The organism is Pseudomonas sp. 2835 (assembly GCF_050435905.1).
GTDB lineage: Bacteria > Pseudomonadota > Gammaproteobacteria > Pseudomonadales > Pseudomonadaceae > Aquipseudomonas.
This window is the reverse complement of record NZ_JBNDLE010000011.1, coordinates 57,826-75,830: the sequence shown is the minus strand read 5'-3', so window position 1 is coordinate 75,830 and position 18,005 is coordinate 57,826. Positions and strand designations below refer to the sequence as shown.

Below are 18,005 nucleotides of genomic sequence, written 5' to 3'. Positions count from 1 at the left end.
TTTTGGGCGTCCAGATAGAAGAATGGGTTGCGCGCGGGGCCAGCGGACAAAGGATAAACGCTGGGCATTATAAGCATTTTTCAACTCGCCGCGTTACGCACGCGGCTGTCGCCAGCAAGGAAAAAACCAATGCTTGGACGCTTCGGCATGGATGCCGGTTCACTCCTGGGGGTAGAAATTGCCCCGCCGTCTATCCGACTGGTGCAGTTGCACCGGCGCAAAGGCGCCTGGCGCGTGCGCGCCTGGGCGCTTGAACCGCTGCCTGCCGGGGCCATGCTCGACGGCTGGATTGCCGACCCTGAGGTGGTTGGCCAGGCCTTGAAACGTGCGCTGCAGCGCAGTGGCAGCCGCTGTCGGCAAGCTGCCGTGGCCTTGCCGGCAGCCCGAGCCATGAGCAAATTGATAATCCTGCCGGCGGGCCTTGGCGATGCTGAAGTCGCCGTGCAAGTGCAGGATGCCGCCGAGCAGTTCATCCCCTTTGACCTTGAAGACACCGCGCTGGATTACCAGGTGCTGGAGCCGGCGGCCGGCGATTGTGCGAACGTTCAGGTGGCGGCCTGCCATCGCGGGGTGCTGGATGTGCTGGAGGCCGCGCTTGAAGTCGCCGGGCTCAGCGCAAGGGTGGTGGAAATCGATAGCCAGGCGCTGCAGCGTGCTCCGGCAATAGCGCTCGACGCCGAACTGGACCATGCGGGCTCGAGCCTGAGCGTGGCCTGTGCCCTGGCCATGGGCGGCGTGCGACTTAATTTGTTGCCATGGCGCGAGGGTCGCCAGCGTCTGCGTATTCGACGGTTTCAGGCAGGCTGTGCAAGTGTTGTGCTGCTGGTTGCCGTCGCCAGTGGCTTCATCGACCAGCATTTTCGCGGCGTCATGCAGCAGCAGTCGCTCAGCCCGCCCGGCGGGCAACTGGAGCCCGAGGCTTTGCGGCAGGAGCTGAGGCAGTTGCAACGCTTGCAGGCTGGTCGGCATTTCGCTTTGGATGTCTTCGAGCAGGTTGAGCGGGCCATGCCCGATGGCGTGTTCCTGACCGCCCTGAGCCAGGAGCAGGCCGGGCTGAGGCTTGCCGGCATGGCCGGTTCAGCTGCCCTGGTTGCAGAGCTGGCAGACCGCTTGAAGTCTTCATCCTTGATCAGTACTGCCGAGCTGCAGCAGCTAAGTGCGGTCGAGGAGGGGCATGCGTTTGAGCTGGTAGCAGCCCTTGAGGTTGCACCTTGAGCTTCTGGGCTGAGCTGGCAAGGCGAGCCTGGCCAGTACAGGCGTTGATACTGACGGGTTTGCTGGCGCTTCTGGCCGGGCTGGCTTACGTCGTGCATTTGCGTCCGCTGATGACGCAGGCGGCGCTAAGGGTCGATGCCTTGGCGCACACCAACGCAGACAGCGTCGAGCCGATGCTCGAATTGCACAGCGGCTTGCAGCAAGCGCGCTGGCAATTGTCGGCAGGGGGCGCCGAGCCTGCCGTGTTCGAGCTCCTCTCCCGCCTGGCCGAGGCCCATGAAGTGGCCATCGAACAGTTGCAGGTACTCGAAGCGGCGACCGCTGAACATTACTTGGAACTGCCCCTGAAACTGCGCTTGCGTGGTGCCTATTCGGCGCTTGGCGGATTTTTCGCGGACCTGGCCGCGCAGCCGCGGCTGATTACCGTGCAGGGGCTTTCGCTGAAGCCGGCCGATGCGCAGTTGCTGCATATGGAATTGCAGGTGCGCTCATACCAGTCTCACTCGCAGCCGCAATTGGCGCAGGGCGCGCAGCCACAGACGGTGCAGCGACGGCCGGTTGCGATGCTGCGCAATCCATTCGCTCCTACTGCGCTGGCGGTGCAGGCCGATGTCTTGCAGCGCCTGGCACTGGAGCAGCTGGAAATGGTCGGCAGCCTCGCCAGTCGCGGAGTGCGCTACGCGCTGATCCAGGCCGAGGGACGCGTGCATCGGCTGCAGGTCGGTGACCGCTTGGGTCGTGACCAGGGGCAGGTGGCCGAGATCGGCGAGCGACAGGTCGATGTCGTCGAGCAGATTTTTATCGCCGGCCAAGGCTGGCAGGCGCGGCGGCGAACACTCGCCCTGCGCTGAAGGTACTGACCAGGGAGGTCATCGATGGGCAAGGGAGGTGTGTTTGCGGCGCTGATAGGTTGCTGCCTGTCTGCCGGCGCGTTTGCGGGCAAGCAACTGTACGGCGGTGAGCCGCTGTCATTGAATTTTCAGGATGTCGAGGTGCGTACGGTACTGCAGGTGCTGGCTGATTTTTCCGGGGTCAATCTGGTGGCCAGTGATGCGGTGCAGGGCAAGGTGACCTTGCGCTTGCAGGATGTGCCCTGGGACCAGGCGCTGGAACTGGTGCTGCGCAGCAAGGGCCTGGAGCAGCGCAAGGATGGCAATGTATTGCTGGTCGCACCGCTTGCCGAACTGGCCGGGTCCGCGCCGTCGCGGCGCGAGCTGATACCGATCCACCACGCCAGGGCCACCGATATCGCCGAGCTTTTCCACAGCCTGATGGCCCATGAGGCCGGCGGCGCCAGCCATGGTTCGCTGAGCGTTGATGAGCGCACCAACACCCTGGTCGCCAGCCAGTCGCCGGACCGTCTGGAAGAGCTGCGCAGGTTGATCGGCGAGCTGGATGTGCCGGTACGCCAGGTCATGATCGAGGCGCGAATCGTCGAGGCCAACGTCGATTTTGAAAAGAGCCTGGGTGTGCGCTGGGGTGGCGAGGTGCAGTTGGGCAAGGGTTTAAGCCTGGGTGGCGGCGACACCTTTGTCGACCTTGGCGCGGACCGGGCATCGTCGAGTATCGGCTTTGGCCTGGTGCGCAACAGTGCGCTGCTCGACCTGGAACTGAGCGCCATGGAGCGTACCGGCAATGGCGAGATCATCTCCCAGCCCAAGGTGGTCACCGCCGACAAGGAAACCGCGCGGATCCTCAAGGGCACCGAGGTACCGTACCAGGAAACCAGCGGCAGCGGCGCCACCTCCGTGACCTTCCGCGAGGCCTCGCTGTCCCTTGAGGTAACCCCGCAGATCACCCCGGACAATCGGGTGATCATGGCGGTCAAGGTGACCAAGGACGAGCCCGACTACCTCAACGCCCTTGATCACGTGCCGGCGATCCGTAAAAACGAGGTCAATGCCAAGGTGCGTATCAATGATGGCGAGACCATCGTTATCGGCGGCGTGTACTCGACGGTGCAAAGTAAAGTTGTCGACAAGGTGCCATTTTTCGGCGATGTGCCGTATGTTGGGCGGCTGTTTCGTCGCGATGTTCTACAAGAGAAAAAATCCGAGCTGCTGGTCTTCCTGACTCCGCGTATCATGAGTGACCAGGCGATTGCTGTGAGTCGTTGATTCTGTGCGAAATTTGATACTTGTGGGGCCGATGGGTGCTGGCAAAAGCACCATCGGCCGCCTGCTGGCCAAAGAGCTGCGCCTGCCGTTCAAGGATTCCGACAAGGAAATTGAATTGCGCACCGGCGCCAATATCCCGTGGATCTTCGATAAGGAAGGCGAGCCGGGCTTTCGTGACCGTGAGCAGGCGATGATCGCCGAGCTCTGCGCGTTCGATGGCGTGGTGCTGGCCACCGGTGGCGGCGCGGTAATGCGCGATGCCAATCGCCAGGCCCTGCATGCCGGCGGGCGGGTGGTGTACCTGCACGCCTCGGTCGAGCAGCAGGTCGGGCGTACCTCGCGTGATCGCAACCGGCCGTTGCTGCGCACGGCCAACCCGGAGGCGACCTTGCGCGCGCTGCTTGAAGTTCGCGACCCGCTTTATCGCGAGATTGCCGATCTGGTGGTGGAAACCGACGAACGGCCACCGCGGATGGTGGTGCAGGATATTCTCGAGCGCTTGCAGAAGTTGCCGCCCCGTTAAGCCAGGACTATCCTCGGCGACCAGTCATGCCGTGACAGGGCACACCGTTATCGCGCGGTTCGAGCCATCGATGCCGCGCCTAGTTCATTGTGGGGACACATGCAGACACTAAAGGTCGAATTGGGCGAACGTAGCTACCCGATCTACATTGGCGAAGGCCTGCTGGATCAACCTGAACTGCTGGCGCCGCATATCGCTGGCCGGCAGGTCGCCATCGTGTCCAACGAGACTGTCGCCCCCCTCTATCTCGAACGCCTGAGCAAGACCCTGGGTGCCTATTCGGTACTGCCGGTGGTGTTGCCCGACGGCGAGGCCTACAAGAACTGGGAAACCCTGCAACTGATCTTCGATGCGCTGCTCACCGCCCGCCACGACCGCCGCACGACGGTGGTAGCGCTTGGCGGCGGGGTGATCGGCGACATGGCCGGCTTTGCCGCCGCCTGCTACCAGCGCGGCGTGGACTTCATCCAGGTGCCGACTACCTTGTTGTCCCAGGTCGATTCGTCGGTGGGCGGCAAGACCGGCATCAACCACCCGCTGGGCAAGAACATGGTCGGTGCCTTCTATCAGCCCAACGCGGTGCTGATCGACACCCGCAGCCTCAATTCCCTGCCACCGCGCGAGTTGTCGGCGGGCCTGGCCGAAGTGATCAAGTACGGCCTGATTTGTGACGAACCCTTCCTGGGCTGGCTCGAAGAGCATATGCAGGCCTTGCGCGGCCTCGACCAGGTGGCGCTGACCGAGGCCATTCGTCGTTCCTGCGCAGCCAAGGCTGCGGTAGTGGGTGCCGACGAGCGCGAATCGGGCGTGCGTGCCACGCTGAACCTGGGCCACACCTTCGGTCACGCCATCGAGACCCACATGGGCTATGGTGTGTGGCTTCACGGTGAGGCCGTCGCAGCGGGCACTGTAATGGCCCTGGAAATGTCCATGCGCCTGGGCTGGATCAGCCAGCAGGAGCGTGACCGTGGTATCCGTCTGTTCCAGAACGCAGGCTTGCCGGTGGTGCCGCCCGCCGAGATGACTCCGGCGCAGTTCATGGAACACATGGCAGTAGATAAAAAGGTACTCGACGGTCGTCTGCGTCTGGTCCTGCTGCGCCGCATGGGCGAAGCGGTGGTCACCGACGACTATCCAAAAGAGATTCTTCAGGCCACGCTGGCCGCGGATTACCGCGCGATCGTGGCCCAGCTTTGAGGTTGATGAGCGTCCGATGACTAGTTTGCATGCCGACGAGGCCTTTCTCGGCCATTACCAGTTGAACCACGACCCCTTCGCTGCACGGGTGCCGGGTTTCAAATTCTTTCCAGCCCAGCGCAAGCCGGTACTCGGCCAATTGCACCACCTGGCCCGTTACAGCCAGTTGCTGCTGGTGGTCACCGGCCCTCAGGGCAGTGGCAAGACCCTGCTGCGCCAGGCCCTGGTAGCCAGCACCAACAAGCAATCGGTGCAGAGCGTGGTGGTTTCCGCCCGCGGCGCCAGCGATGCCGCCAGCCTGCTCGGCCAGGTGGCCCAGTCGCTGGGCGTGGCCCAGGCCGAAGTCCCGGACATCCTTGCCCAGGTGGTGCAACTGGCGCTGACCGGGCAGGAAGTCTATCTGCTGGTGGACGATGCGGAACAACTTGGCGAGTCGGCACTCCAAGCCTTGCTGGAGTTGGCGGCGGGTACCCCGGAAGGGCGTCCGCATGTCTTCCTGTTTGGCGAGCCGTCACTGATCGCCGGGCTGGAAGAGCTCAATGCCGAGCAGGAGCGCTTTCACGTCATCGAGCTTGAGCCCTACAGCGAAGAAGAAACCCGTGAATACCTTGAGCAGCGCCTTGAAGGTGCCGGGCGGGGCATCGAAGTGTTCAGCAGTGAGCAGATCGTTGATATTCACCAAAACTCTGACGGCTGGCCCGGGACTATCAACCAGGTCGCCCGCGATACCTTGATCGAAGCCATGATCGCCAGCCGGACCACGGCGAAGCGACCATCAATGGGGTTCAATATGCCGAAGAAACATGTGCTGGCGCTGTCTGCAGTTGTTGTGGTCGCCGTTGCGGCCGCCGTGCTGATGCCGAAGAAGGGTGATCAGGCGCCAACTGCCCCTGCCGAACAGGCGCAACTGCCGCTGGGCGAAGGTCAGCCAGGTAATGCCCAATCGAACAATGGCGGCCCGGCGATCGAATTCGCCGGCAATTCGCAGCCGATGCCACTGCCGCTGGTAGGCCAGTCGCAACCGGTCATGCGTGGCCCGCTGGCCGAATCCACCGGCATGGGTGAGGGCGAAGAATCGACCCCGGCCGGCGAAACCGCGCTGCAACCCTCTACTCCGCCTACCGTCACCACTATCGCGCCACCGGCAGGTGTCACGGCTGGCCCTGCGCCAACCCCGGCGCAACCGGTAGCGCCTGCACAGCAGCCGGTAGCGCCTGTTGTCAGTAAACCGGTTGCACCTGTAGCCAAGCCTGCGCCAACCCAGGTTGCAACCGCCAAGCCTGCGCCGAAGCCTGCCGAGAAGCCGGCAGCCAAGCCAGCAGCCGGTGGCAGCTGGTACGCCGGGCAGAAGCCAGGCAATTATGTCGTGCAAATCCTCGGCACCAGCTCCGAAGCGTCGGCCCAGGCCTACGTCAAGGCCCAGGGTGGCGACTATCGCTACTTCAAGAAAACCCTGCAGGGCAAGCCGCTGTACGTCATCACCTACGGCAACTTCGCCAGCCGTGATGCTGCTCTGGCTGCAATCAAGGCCTTGCCAGCCAAGGTCCAGGCTGGTAAACCTTGGCCACGTACCGTCGCCAGCGTCCAACAAGAACTGGCCTCGACCCGCTGATATAGCCTGGTGGCACTACCCCCGCCACCTGCTGAGCGACTCCTGAACATCGGTCAAGCCTGCTGCGTACTGCGCGGCAGGCTTTTCTGTCCCAGACTGCCGGCCACAAGCCGTTCTTGCAGTCCAGGCTGAAACGCTTCAGACTCAAGCCATGCCGTTACCACGGTGTACGCTTAAAAACATTCAAAAATGCGACATGGATTTGCGGAAATTCGTCGTAAATTTGTGGGCTTCCCTGTCGCTGTGCAACAATGGCTCCCCTATTGCCCCCGCAAAGCTGGCATTCGTTCGGCGTGGATGGTAAGTGGTTGTACTAAAAAAAGATTTGCCTTGGTGAGAGGCGAACCTGGTGAGAAAGTGTCTATGAAAACAGGTCTGTACCATCCCGAAGAATTCAAGGATAACTGTGGTTTCGGCCTGATCGCCCATATGACGGGCGAACCCAGCCACCACCTTTTGCAAACGGCCATCCAGGCCCTGACCTGCATGACCCACCGTGGTGGGATCAACGCCGACGGCAAGACCGGCGACGGTTGCGGTCTGCTCATGCAAAAGCCCGATCAGTTCCTGCGTGCCGTGGCCCGTGAACAGTTCGCCACTGAGCTGCCCAAGCAGTACGCGGTCGGCATGGTGTTCTTCAATCAGGACAACGCCAAGGCTGAAGCCGCGCGCGCCAACATGAACCGCGAGATCCTCGCGGCCGGCCTGCAACTGGTGGGCTGGCGCAAAGTGCCGATCGACACCAGCGTCCTTGGCCGCCTGGCCCTGGAGCGCCTGCCGCAGATCGAGCAGGTGTTCATTGGCGGTGAAGGCCTGAGCGATCAGGAATTCGCCATCAAGCTGTTCAGCTCCCGTCGTCGCTCTTCGGTGGCCAACGCCGCCGACACCGATCACTACATCTGCAGCTTTTCGCACAAGACCATCATCTACAAAGGCCTGATGATGCCGGCGGACCTCGCCGCGTTCTATCCGGACCTCAGCGACGAGCGTCTGCAAACCGCAATCTGCGTGTTCCACCAGCGCTTCTCCACCAATACCCTGCCGAAATGGCCGCTGGCGCAGCCGTTCCGCTTCCTCGCCCACAACGGCGAGATCAACACCATCACCGGTAACCGCAACTGGGCCCAGGCGCGGCGCACCAAGTTCGCTAACGACCTGATCCCGGATCTCGAAGAACTCGGCCCGCTGGTCAACCGCGTCGGTTCCGACTCCTCGAGCATGGACAACATGCTCGAACTGATGGTCACCGGCGGCATCGACCTGTTCCGCGGCGTGCGCATGATCATTCCGCCGGCGTGGCAGAACGTCGAAACCATGGACGCCGACCTGCGCGCCTTCTACGAATACAACTCCATGCACATGGAAGCGTGGGACGGCCCGGCCGGCGTGGTACTGACCGAAGGGCGCCATGCGGTGTGCCTGCTCGACCGCAACGGCCTGCGCCCGGCGCGCTGGGTCACCACCAAGAACGGCTACATCACCCTGGCGTCGGAAATCGGCGTGTGGGACTACAAGCCTGAAGACGTAATCGCCAAGGGCCGGGTCGGCCCGGGGCAGATTTTTGCCGTGGACACCGAAACCGGGCAGATCCTCGACACCGACGCCATCGACAATCGCCTCAAGTCGCGTCATCCGTACAAGCGCTGGCTGCGCCAGAATGCCCTGCGCATCCAGGCCGACCTCAGCGACGACCAGGGCGTGGCCAGCTACGACGCTGACCAGCTCAAGCAATACATGAAGATGTTCCAGGTCACCTTCGAAGAGCGTGACCAGGTGCTGCGTCCGCTCGGCGAACAAGGCCAGGAAGCGGTCGGCTCGATGGGCGACGACACGCCGATGGCGATCCTTTCGCAGCGCGTGCGTTCGACCTACGACTACTTCCGCCAGCAATTCGCCCAGGTCACCAACCCGCCGATCGACCCGCTGCGTGAAGCGATCGTCATGTCGCTGGAGATCTGCCTGGGCGCCGAGCGCAACATCTTCCAGGAATCCCCCGAGCACGCCTCGCGGGTCATCCTCAGCTCGCCGGTGATCTCGCCGGCCAAGTGGCGCTCGCTGATGAACCTCGATCGCCCCGGCTTCGAGCGTCAGTTGATCGACCTCAACTACGAAGAGAGCCTGGGCCTGGAAGCGGCGGTGCGCAACATCGCCGACCAGGCTGAAGAAGCCGTGCGCAGCGGCAAGACCCAGCTGGTGCTGAGCGACCGTCATATTGCCCCGGGCAAGCTGCCGGTGCATGCCTCGCTGGCCGTCGGTGCCGTGCATCACCGCCTGACCGAACTGGGCCTGCGCTGCGACAGCAACATCCTGGTTGAAACCGCCACCGCCCGCGACCCGCATCACTTTGCCGTGCTGATCGGTTTCGGCGCTTCGGCCGTGTACCCGTACCTGGCCTACGAAGTGCTGGCCGACCTGATCCGCACCGGCGAAGTGCTCGGTGACCTGGAAGAAGTCTTCAAGTACTACCGCAAGGGCATCTCCAAGGGCCTGTTGAAGATCCTCTCGAAGATGGGCATCTCGACCGTCGGTTCCTACCGGGGCGCGCAGCTGTTCGAAGCCGTCGGCCTCTCGGAAGAAGTGGTCAACCTGAGTTTCCGTGGCGTTGCCAGCCGCCTCAAGGGCGCGCGCTTCGTCGACATCGAGAACGAGCAGAAGCTACTCGCCGCCGAAGCCTGGAGCGCGCGCAAGCCGATCCAGCAGGGTGGCCTGTTGAAGTTCGTCCACGGTGGCGAATACCACGCCTACAACCCGGACGTGGTCAACACCTTGCAGGCCGCCGTGCAGCAGGGCGACTACGCCAAGTTCAAGGAATACACCGCACTGGTCGACAAGCGCCCGGTGTCGATGATCCGCGACCTGCTCAAGGTGAAAACCCTGGAGCAGCCGCTGGAGCTGAGCGAGATCGAACCGCTCGAAGCGATCCTCAAGCGCTTCGACTCGGCCGGTATCTCCCTCGGCGCGCTGTCGCCGGAAGCCCATGAAGCCCTGGCCGAGGCGATGAACCGCCTGGGCGCGCGCTCCAACTCCGGTGAGGGCGGCGAAGATCCAGCCCGCTACGGCACGATCAAGAGCTCGAAGATCAAGCAAGTGGCCACCGGCCGCTTCGGCGTCACCCCCGAATACCTGGTCAATGCCGAAGTGCTGCAGATCAAGGTTGCCCAGGGTGCCAAGCCGGGCGAAGGCGGCCAGCTGCCAGGCGGCAAGGTCAACGGCCTGATCGCCCGGCTGCGTTACGCCGTGCCTGGCGTGACCCTGATTTCGCCACCGCCGCACCATGACATCTACTCGATCGAAGACCTCTCGCAGCTGATCTTCGACCTCAAGCAGGTCAACCCGCAGGCGCTGGTCTCGGTCAAGCTGGTGGCAGAAGCAGGCGTCGGCACCATCGCCGCCGGCGTGGCCAAGGCCTATGCCGACCTGATCACCATCTCCGGCTACGACGGCGGCACCGGCGCTTCGCCGCTGACTTCGATCAAGTACGCCGGCGCGCCGTGGGAACTGGGCCTGGCCGAAACCCACCAGACCCTGCGCGGCAACGATCTGCGCGGCAAGGTCCGGGTGCAGACCGACGGCGGCCTGAAAACCGGCCTGGACGTGATCAAGGCGGCGATACTCGGCGCCGAAAGCTTCGGCTTCGGTACCGCACCGATGATCGCCCTGGGCTGCAAATACCTGCGTATCTGTCACCTGAACAACTGCGCCACCGGCGTTGCCACCCAGAACGACAAGCTGCGCAAGGACCATTACATCGGCACCGTCGACATGGTGGTGAACTTCTTCACCTATGTCGCCGAAGAAACCCGTGAGTGGCTGGCCAAGCTCGGCGTGCGCAGCCTCGGCGAGCTGATCGGGCGTACCGACCTGTTGGAAATGCTCCCCGGCGAAACCGAGAAGCAGAAGCACCTGGACCTCAGCCCGCTGCTGGGCAGCCCACACGTGCCGGCCGACAAGCCGCAGTTCTGTGAAGTCGACCGCAACCCGCCGTTCGACAAGGGCGTGCTGGCCGAGAAAATGGTCGACATGGCCCTGCCGGCCATTCGCGACCTGTCGGGCGCCGAGTTCGAGCTGGACATCTGCAACTGCGACCGCTCCATCGGCGCGCGGATCTCCGGCGAAATCGCCCGCCTGCACGGCAACCAGGGCATGGCCAAGGCACCGATCACCTTCCGCTTCAAGGGCACTGCCGGGCAGAGCTTCGGCGTATGGAACGCCGGTGGCTTGAACATGTACCTCGAAGGTGATGCCAACGACTACGTCGGCAAAGGCATGACCGGTGGCAAGCTGGTGATCGTGCCGCCTGCGGGCAGCCCGTTCGCCACCCAGCACAGCGCCATCATCGGCAACACCTGCCTGTACGGCGCCACCGGCGGCAAGCTGTTCGCCGCCGGTACCGCGGGCGAGCGCTTTGCCGTGCGCAACTCCGGTGCCCACGCGATTGTCGAGGGCACGGGCGATCACTGCTGTGAGTACATGACCGGCGGCTTTGTCTGCGTTCTGGGCAAGACCGGCTACAACTTCGGCTCGGGCATGACCGGTGGTTTTGCCTACGTGCTGGACATGGACAACAGCTTCGTCGACAAGCTCAACCACGAACTGGTCGAGATCCAGCGCATCAGCGGCGAGGCCATGGAGGCTTATCGCAGCCACCTGCAGCGCGTGCTGGCTGAGTACGTCGAAGAAACCAACAGCGAATGGGGTCGTGAGCTCTGGGAAAACCTGGACGATTACGTGCGGCGCTTCTGGCTGGTCAAGCCGAAGGCGGCCAACCTGAAGAACCTGCTGTCCAGCACCCGTGCCAACCCGCAGTAGCGGCAAGCGGCAAGCCTCAAGCTGCAAGTTCAAAGCAGTACGAGGTTTGCCGGCCCACGTGATCGTCTTGCAGCTTGCAGCTTGAAGCTAGCAACTGCGGTAAAGAGGTATTGAAAATGGCTGAACGTCTCAGCAATGACTTCCAGTTCATCGAGGTCGGGCGCAAGGATCCGAAGAAGAAACTGTTGCGTCAACGCAAGAAAGAGTTCGTGGAAATCTACGAACCCTTCAAACCCCAGCAGTCGGCCGAACAGGCCCACCGCTGCCTGGGTTGTGGCAACCCGTACTGCGAGTGGAAGTGCCCGGTGCACAACTTCATCCCCAACTGGTTGAAGCTGGTTTCCGAAGGCAACATCCTCGCCGCCGCGGAACTGTCGCACCAGACCAACACCCTGCCGGAAGTCTGCGGCCGGGTGTGCCCGCAAGACCGCCTGTGCGAGGGTGCCTGCACCCTTAACGACGGCTTCGGTGCGGTGACCATCGGTTCGGTGGAGAAGTACATCACCGACACCGCCTTCGCCATGGGCTGGCGCCCGGACATGTCCAAGGTCAAGCCGACCGGCAAGCGCGTCGCCATCATCGGCGCCGGGCCGGCCGGCCTGGGCTGCGCCGACGTGCTGGTACGCGGCGGGGTGACCCCGGTGGTGTTCGACCGCAACCCGGAAATCGGCGGCCTGCTGACCTTCGGCATCCCCGAGTTCAAGCTGGAAAAGACCGTGCTGAGCAATCGCCGCGAAGTCTTCACCGGTATGGGCATCGAGTTCCGCCTCAACACCGAGGTGGGCAAGGATGTCAGCATGGAGCAGCTGCTCGAGGAATACGATGCCGTGTTCATGGGTATGGGCACCTACACCTACATGAAGGGCGGCTTCCCCGGTGAAGACCTGCCCGGCGTGCACGATGCCCTGGATTTTCTGGTGGCCAACGTCAACCGCAACCTGGGCTTTGAAAAGTCGCCGGAAGATTTCGTCGACATGAAGGGCAAGAAGGTCGTGGTACTCGGTGGCGGCGACACGGCGATGGACTGCAACCGCACCTCCATCCGCCAGGGCGCCAAGGCCGTGACCTGTGCCTACCGTCGTGACGAGGCGAACATGCCTGGCTCGCGCAAAGAGGTGAAGAACGCCAAGGAAGAGGGGGTGAAATTCCTCTACAACCGTCAGCCGATTGCGATTGTCGGTGAAGACAAGGTCGAAGGTGTGAAGGTGGTCGAGACCCGTCTCGGCGAGCCGGACGCCCGTGGCCGCCGTAGCCCCGAGCCGATCCCGGGTTCCGAAGAGATCATCCCGGCCGATGCCGTGGTCATCGCCTTCGGCTTCCGCCCGAGCCCGGCGCCGTGGTTCGAGCAGTTCAGCATCCAGACCGACAGCCAGGGCCGCGTGGTGGCACCGGAGAAGAACACCTACAAGCACCAGACCAGCAACCCGAAGATCTTCGCCGGTGGCGACATGGTCCGCGGTTCTGACCTGGTGGTGACGGCGATCTTCGAGGGGCGCAATGCTGCCGAGGGGATTCTGGATTACCTGGAAGTCTGATCGCTGGCAAGGCCAGCTCCCACAGGTCCTGCATGCACCTGTGATCTTGTGGGAGCGGGCTTGACCCGCGATGAATTCAACAAAATCTATTGACCTGTCACAAGTCGATAGACAAAAGGCACGGTTGATACCGTGCCTTTTACGTTGGGCTCTGAGAAAATGCCCCCACTTTTTTTCCGGATGCCGACATGACTGCCTTGAAGAACGATCGTTTTCTGCGCGCCCTGCTCAAGCAACCCGTAGACGTCACCCCGGTGTGGATGATGCGCCAGGCCGGCCGCTATCTGCCGGAATACCGCGCCAGCCGCGCCAAGGCCGGCGACTTCATGAGCCTGTGCATGAACCCGCAGTTTGCCTGCGAGGTCACCCTGCAGCCGCTGGACCGCTACCCGCTGGACGCCGCGATCCTGTTCTCGGACATCCTCACCATCCCCGACGCCATGGGCCAGGGCCTGTACTTCGAAACCGGCGAAGGCCCGCGTTTCAAGAAGGTCGTCAGCACCCTGGCCGATATCGAAGCGTTGCCGATCCCTGATCCGCAAAAGGACCTGGGCTACGTCATGGACGCGGTCAGCACCATCCGCCGCGAGCTCAACGGTCGCGTGCCGCTGATCGGCTTCTCCGGCAGCCCCTGGACCCTGGCCACCTACATGGTCGAAGGCGGCTCGTCGAAAGACTTCCGCAAGACCAAGGCCATGCTCTACGACAACCCGCAGGCCATGCACCTGCTGCTCGACAAGCTCGCACAGTCGGTCATCAGCTACCTCAACGGGCAGATCCTCGCCGGCGCACAAGCGGTGCAGATCTTCGACACCTGGGGCGGCAACCTGTCGGCGGCGGCCTACCAGGAGTTTTCCCTGGCCTACATGCGCAAGATCGTCAGCGGCCTGATCCGCGAGCACGAAGGGCGCAAGGTGCCGGTCATCCTCTTCACCAAGAACGGCGGCCTGTGGCTGGAAAGCATCGCCGATGCCGGTGCTGATGCCCTGGGCCTGGACTGGACCTGCGACATCGGCGAAGCGCGCCAGCGCGTTGGCAGCAAGGTCGCCCTGCAGGGCAACATGGACCCGACCGTGCTGTACGCCAAGCCAGAAGCCATTCGTGCCGAAGTAGGGCGTATCCTTGCCAGCTACGGCCAGGGCAGTGGTCACGTGTTCAACCTCGGCCACGGCATCACCCCCGAGGTTGATCCGGAGCACGCCGGCGCGTTTATCAACGCCGTGCACGAGCTCTCGGCGCAGTACCACTAAGTAGGAGCGGGCTTGCCCCGCGATTGCGACCTGGCTGAACCAGCGCGATCGCGGGGCAAGCCCGCTCCCACTGCCATTAAGGTTCAATTCAGCCTGCCTGGGTAATCTGGCTCCATCGAAACCCAGACAGGATCTTCACCATGAAAACTCGTTACCTCGCTCTGCTGCTTGCCCCGCTGTTCAGCACCGCTGCCCTGGCCGCCGGCTATACCGGCCCTGGCGCCCAGTCGGTGACCACGGTTGCCGCCGCCAATGAGGCCGCTGACGACACCCCGGTTGTGCTGCAAGGCTACGTCATCAAGAAAGTGAACAACGATGACAAGTACGAGTTCAAGGACACCACCGGCACCATCACCGTCGAAATCGATGACGAAGACCTGCCGCCGGTGGCCTTCAACGACAAGACCAAGGTCAAGCTGACCGGTGAAGTCGAGAAGCACCTGATGAGCCGTGAAGTGGATGTCGACCTGGTTGAAGTGATCAACTGATCCAGTGGCAGGCCAGCTCCTGTGGGAGCCGGCCTTGCCGGCGATGGGCCGCGCAGCGGCCCTGAGCTCAAGCCTTGGCCGGCAACCGGCTCAAGTGCACTGCCACCAGCAACGCCACCACCAGCAAGCTGCCGATGAACAGGCCGATGCCGTTCCACCCTGCCTGATGCCAGAACACCCCGCCTGCCGTCCCGGCCACACTCGACCCCGCGTAGTAACTGAACAGGTACAGCGACGATGCCTGGCCCTTGGCCTTGGTCGCCCGGCGGCCGATCCAGCTGCTGGCCACCGAATGCGCGCCGAAAAAGCCGAAGGTGAACACCAGCATGCCGACGATAATCAGCGGCAAGGGGCTGAGCAGGGTCATCAGCAAACCGCTGAACATCAGCAGAATGGTTGCCCAGAACACCTTGCGCCGGCCCAGCTTGTCGGCCAGGGCGCCGATCTGCGCCGAGCTGTAGATGCCCGACAGGTACACCACCGACAGCAGCCCGACCAGCGCCTGGCTCATGTGATAGGGCTCGGCCAGCAGGCGATAGCCGATGTAGTTGAACAGGGTGACAAACGCGCCCATCAGCAGGAAGGCTTCGAGGAACAGCCACGGCAGGCCGGCATCGCGAAAGTGCAGGGTAAAGCCGTCGAGCAGGCTGCGCGGGTGCAACGAGCGCGGGCGGAAGTTGCGCGATTCGGGGAGGATCTTCCAGAACACCGCCGCAGCAATCAGCGCCAGGCTACCGATCACCAACATCGCCGTGTGCCAACTGACGAAGTCGATCAGCACCCCGGTGATCAGCCGCCCGCTCATGCCGCCGATGGCATTGCCACCGATGTACAGGCCCATGGCCAGGCCGATGTGCTGGGGGTGGATCTCTTCGCTCAGGTACGTCATGGCCACCGCCGCCAGGCCGCTGAGCGACAACCCGAGCAGCACGCGAGTCAGCAGCACGCCATGCCAGCTGGGCATCATGGCGCTGACGATGGTGCACAGCGCGGCGCAGAACAGGGCGAAGACCATCACCGGCTTGCGCCCGATGCGGTCTGAAATCGGCCCGGTGATCAGCAGCCCGAACGCCAGCATGCCGGTGGATACCGAGAGGATCAGACTGCTCTGCGCGGCACTGATGGAAAACTCCTGCGACAGCAGCGGCATCATCGGCTGCACGCAATACAACAGGGCAAAGGTGGCAAAGCCGCCGCAGAACAGCGCCAGCACGGTACGCAAAAAAGCCGGGGTGCCTTTTTCGATCCAGCTTTCGTTGAGGGTGGCGACGATTTCGTCCAGCGGAGCAGGGGGCAGTTCGTGGGCGTGTGGCGCAACAGCAGTTTTCACGGGGGACCTCGGGGGCGCTACGGCCTGTCAGGCAGTGAAAAAAGCATATAGCTGGCTAATGATCATTTCCAATATATTGTTCGACCTGTTTAAGAGGTTTTACGACCTATTGGAGCCGCCATGGAATTGCGTCACCTGCGCTACTTCATTGCCGTAGCCGAAGAGCTGCATTTTGGCCGGGCGGCGCAGAACCTGGGGATCTCCCAACCACCGTTGAGCCAGCAAATTCAGGCCCTGGAGCAGGAGCTGGGGGCGCGCCTGTTCGAGCGTACCAATCGTCGGGTCGAGCTCAGCGAGGCCGGGCGGCTGTTCCTGGAAGAGGCGCGGCTGGTGCTGGCGCAGGTCGACAAGGCCGCCGATGTCGCCCGGCGCGCGCAATTGGGCGAGCTGGGCGAGATGAAGATCGGCTTCACTTCGTCGGCGCCGTTCAATTCAAGCATCCCCAAGGCCATTCACGCCTTTCGCCAGCGCTTCCCGGCCGTGCACCTGAACCTCAAGGAAATGAGCAGCCGCGACGTGGCCGATGCCTTGCTCGACGAGTCGATCGAAGTCGGCCTGATGCGGCCGTTGGCGTTGCCCGAGAGCCTGAATGCCGTCGAGCTGTTTCGCGAGCCGCTGGTGGTGGTGATCAATGCCGCTCACCCGTTGGCCGAGGGCAGCGAAGCCGGGGTGCACATGGCCGAGCTGGCCCATGAACCCTTCGTGTTTTTTCCGCGCAGCTACGGCAGTGGCTTGCATGCGCAATTGCTGAGCCTGGCGCGTCAGGCCGGGTTCAGTCCGCATTTTGCCCAGGAGGCGGGGGAGGCGATGACCATCATCGGCCTGGTGGCTGCGGGGTTGGGGGTGTCGGTGTTGCCGGCTTCGTTCCAGCGCATGCGTATCGATGGCGTGGTGTACCGGACCTTGCTCGACGACGACGCGGTGACGGCGGTGTGGCTGGTGCAGCGCCGCGCTGCGCCGTCGGCGATGGCCAGGGCGTTTGCCGAGCTGTTGACCCGGCAAGCCCTGGAACGCAGCTGAGTTACTGGACCTTGGCCAGGTCGCCCTTCAGCGCAACGCCCGCCATGACTGCGCCGGCGTGGCATTCGTAGGTGGTGGCGTCCTTGCGCTCGTTGCGCTTGTAGTAGCTGCTGATGTTGGTCACGGCGTTGGCGCCGACCTTGCGAGCGGCGTCCTGCATGGTCAGCAGCGCCGATTGCAGGGCCCATTCGCAGGCCGCTTCGTCGCTCTTGTTGAAGGCGTTGGTCTTCTTGTTGGTGATCGCCGCCGGGCTGACCACGGTGACCTTGCCTTTTGGCTGCACGCCGGCCAGGTAGAACTTCACCGAGCCGTCGAGCTTGTTCTCGGCGGTCATCTGCGCCACGACTTTCTCGAACGGCAGGTAGTGAGTGGTGTCACGGGCCTGGCTCAGGCCGGGCAGGGCGCAGAGCAGCAGAGTGGCGGTGGCGGTCCAGGTTTTCAGACGCATTGTGTCGTTCCTTGATTATTTGACAGTGTTCGAGTGCTGTTCGTTGATGGCGCGTTGCACCATGTTTTGCGCTTCCATCCTGTTCAGCTCTTGCAGGATGCTTTTGTCGAGGTTGTTCACCCAACGGTTGTAGTTGCGGTGAATCTTGCCGTTCTTGTAGCCCAGTTCGCGACTGTCGCGGTAGTTGATGCGAAAGTTGCTGACGCTGTAGCGGATGTCGATGGCGGCATAGAAGGTATTGCGCACCAGGATGTCGGCCTGGATCAGGTTCGGGCTGACCGTGCGTGCGGTCCAGCCGCGCTCGGCGACGGCCTTGAGGATGGCCTGCTGCACTTGCTCGTGGCTGTAGTTGTGGCCGACCACCAGCTGTTCTTGCGGGGTCAGTACCTGCTTTGAGGTACAACCAGCCAGGCCCGCCAGGGCCAGGCCGAGGACAGCGGCGCGAATCAATGAAGACATTC

The 18,005-nt window shown here is 63.0% G+C and carries 14 protein-coding genes; 11 read left to right on the top strand and 3 right to left on the bottom strand.

Features of this window, described 5'->3' with window-relative positions; all coding sequences use genetic code 11:
- Positions 1-129: 129 nt before the first annotated feature.
- From pilM to ABIE20_RS17125, 10 genes are all read left to right on the top strand, one after another.
- Positions 130-1,215, top strand: coding sequence for a pilus assembly protein PilM (gene pilM, locus ABIE20_RS17170; RefSeq protein WP_429506141.1), 1,086 nt, complete (start codon positions 130-132; stop codon positions 1,213-1,215).
- The gene (locus ABIE20_RS17165; RefSeq protein WP_429506139.1) at positions 1,212-2,066 is read left to right on the top strand and encodes a pilus assembly protein PilP; all 855 of its coding nucleotides are present in this window, start codon (positions 1,212-1,214) and stop codon (positions 2,064-2,066) included. Before pilM ends, ABIE20_RS17165 begins: the two co-directional genes overlap by 4 nt.
- Before the next feature lie 24 nt (positions 2,067-2,090).
- Positions 2,091-3,332, top strand: a complete 1,242-nt coding sequence (locus ABIE20_RS17160; protein WP_429506137.1) for a type IV pilus secretin PilQ — start codon at positions 2,091-2,093, stop codon at positions 3,330-3,332.
- A gap of 4 nt (positions 3,333-3,336) precedes the next feature.
- Positions 3,337-3,855 carry a shikimate kinase AroK gene (gene aroK / locus ABIE20_RS17155; protein WP_010222231.1) on the top strand — a complete coding sequence of 173 codons (519 nt, stop codon included), beginning with the start codon at positions 3,337-3,339 and terminating at the stop codon, positions 3,853-3,855.
- 99 nt (positions 3,856-3,954) lie between these two features.
- Positions 3,955-5,052, top strand: a complete 1,098-nt coding sequence (aroB, locus tag ABIE20_RS17150) for a 3-dehydroquinate synthase (RefSeq protein WP_010222232.1) — start codon at positions 3,955-3,957, stop codon at positions 5,050-5,052.
- Between the two features lie 16 nt (positions 5,053-5,068).
- Complete coding sequence (locus ABIE20_RS17145; protein WP_429506135.1) at positions 5,069-6,664, top strand: SPOR domain-containing protein; 1,596 nt, start codon at positions 5,069-5,071, stop codon at positions 6,662-6,664.
- A 363-nt stretch (positions 6,665-7,027) separates the two neighbouring features.
- On the top strand, positions 7,028-11,473 hold the full coding sequence (gene gltB / locus ABIE20_RS17140) for a glutamate synthase large subunit (RefSeq protein ID WP_429506134.1): 4,446 nt from the start codon (positions 7,028-7,030) through the stop codon (positions 11,471-11,473).
- Between the two features lie 116 nt (positions 11,474-11,589).
- Positions 11,590-13,008 carry an FAD-dependent oxidoreductase gene (locus ABIE20_RS17135; RefSeq protein ID WP_130262490.1) on the top strand — a complete coding sequence of 473 codons (1,419 nt, stop codon included), beginning with the start codon at positions 11,590-11,592 and terminating at the stop codon, positions 13,006-13,008.
- Between the two features lie 188 nt (positions 13,009-13,196).
- Positions 13,197-14,258: a uroporphyrinogen decarboxylase gene (gene hemE / locus ABIE20_RS17130; RefSeq protein WP_429506132.1), complete on the top strand. Its 1,062-nt coding sequence runs from the start codon at positions 13,197-13,199 to the stop codon at positions 14,256-14,258.
- 140 nt (positions 14,259-14,398) lie between these two features.
- Positions 14,399-14,746, top strand: coding sequence for a YgiW/YdeI family stress tolerance OB fold protein (locus ABIE20_RS17125; protein ID WP_429506131.1), 348 nt, complete (start codon positions 14,399-14,401; stop codon positions 14,744-14,746).
- Positions 14,747-14,813: 67 nt separating this feature from the next.
- Here ABIE20_RS17125 and ABIE20_RS17120 read toward each other — a convergent pair whose 3' ends face one another.
- On the bottom strand, positions 14,814-16,043 hold the full coding sequence (locus ABIE20_RS17120) for an MFS transporter (protein ID WP_429506226.1): 1,230 nt from the start codon (positions 16,041-16,043) through the stop codon (positions 14,814-14,816).
- Positions 16,044-16,196: 153 nt separating this feature from the next.
- Between ABIE20_RS17120 and ABIE20_RS17115 the strand changes: the two genes are divergently transcribed.
- On the top strand, positions 16,197-17,096 hold the full coding sequence (locus ABIE20_RS17115) for a LysR substrate-binding domain-containing protein (protein WP_429506129.1): 900 nt from the start codon (positions 16,197-16,199) through the stop codon (positions 17,094-17,096).
- A gap of 1 nt (position 17,097) precedes the next feature.
- Here the strand turns inward: ABIE20_RS17115 and ABIE20_RS17110 are convergent, their stop codons facing one another.
- Together ABIE20_RS17110 and ABIE20_RS17105 are read right to left on the bottom strand one after the other, a co-directional pair.
- Entirely contained in the window at positions 17,098-17,544 is a 447-nt protein-coding gene (locus ABIE20_RS17110) for a hypothetical protein (protein ID WP_045193944.1), read from the bottom strand.
- A 15-nt stretch (positions 17,545-17,559) separates the two neighbouring features.
- Positions 17,560-18,003 carry a hypothetical protein gene (locus tag ABIE20_RS17105; RefSeq protein WP_429506128.1) on the bottom strand — a complete coding sequence of 148 codons (444 nt, stop codon included), beginning with the start codon at positions 18,001-18,003 and terminating at the stop codon, positions 17,560-17,562.
- Positions 18,004-18,005 lie beyond the last annotated feature (2 nt).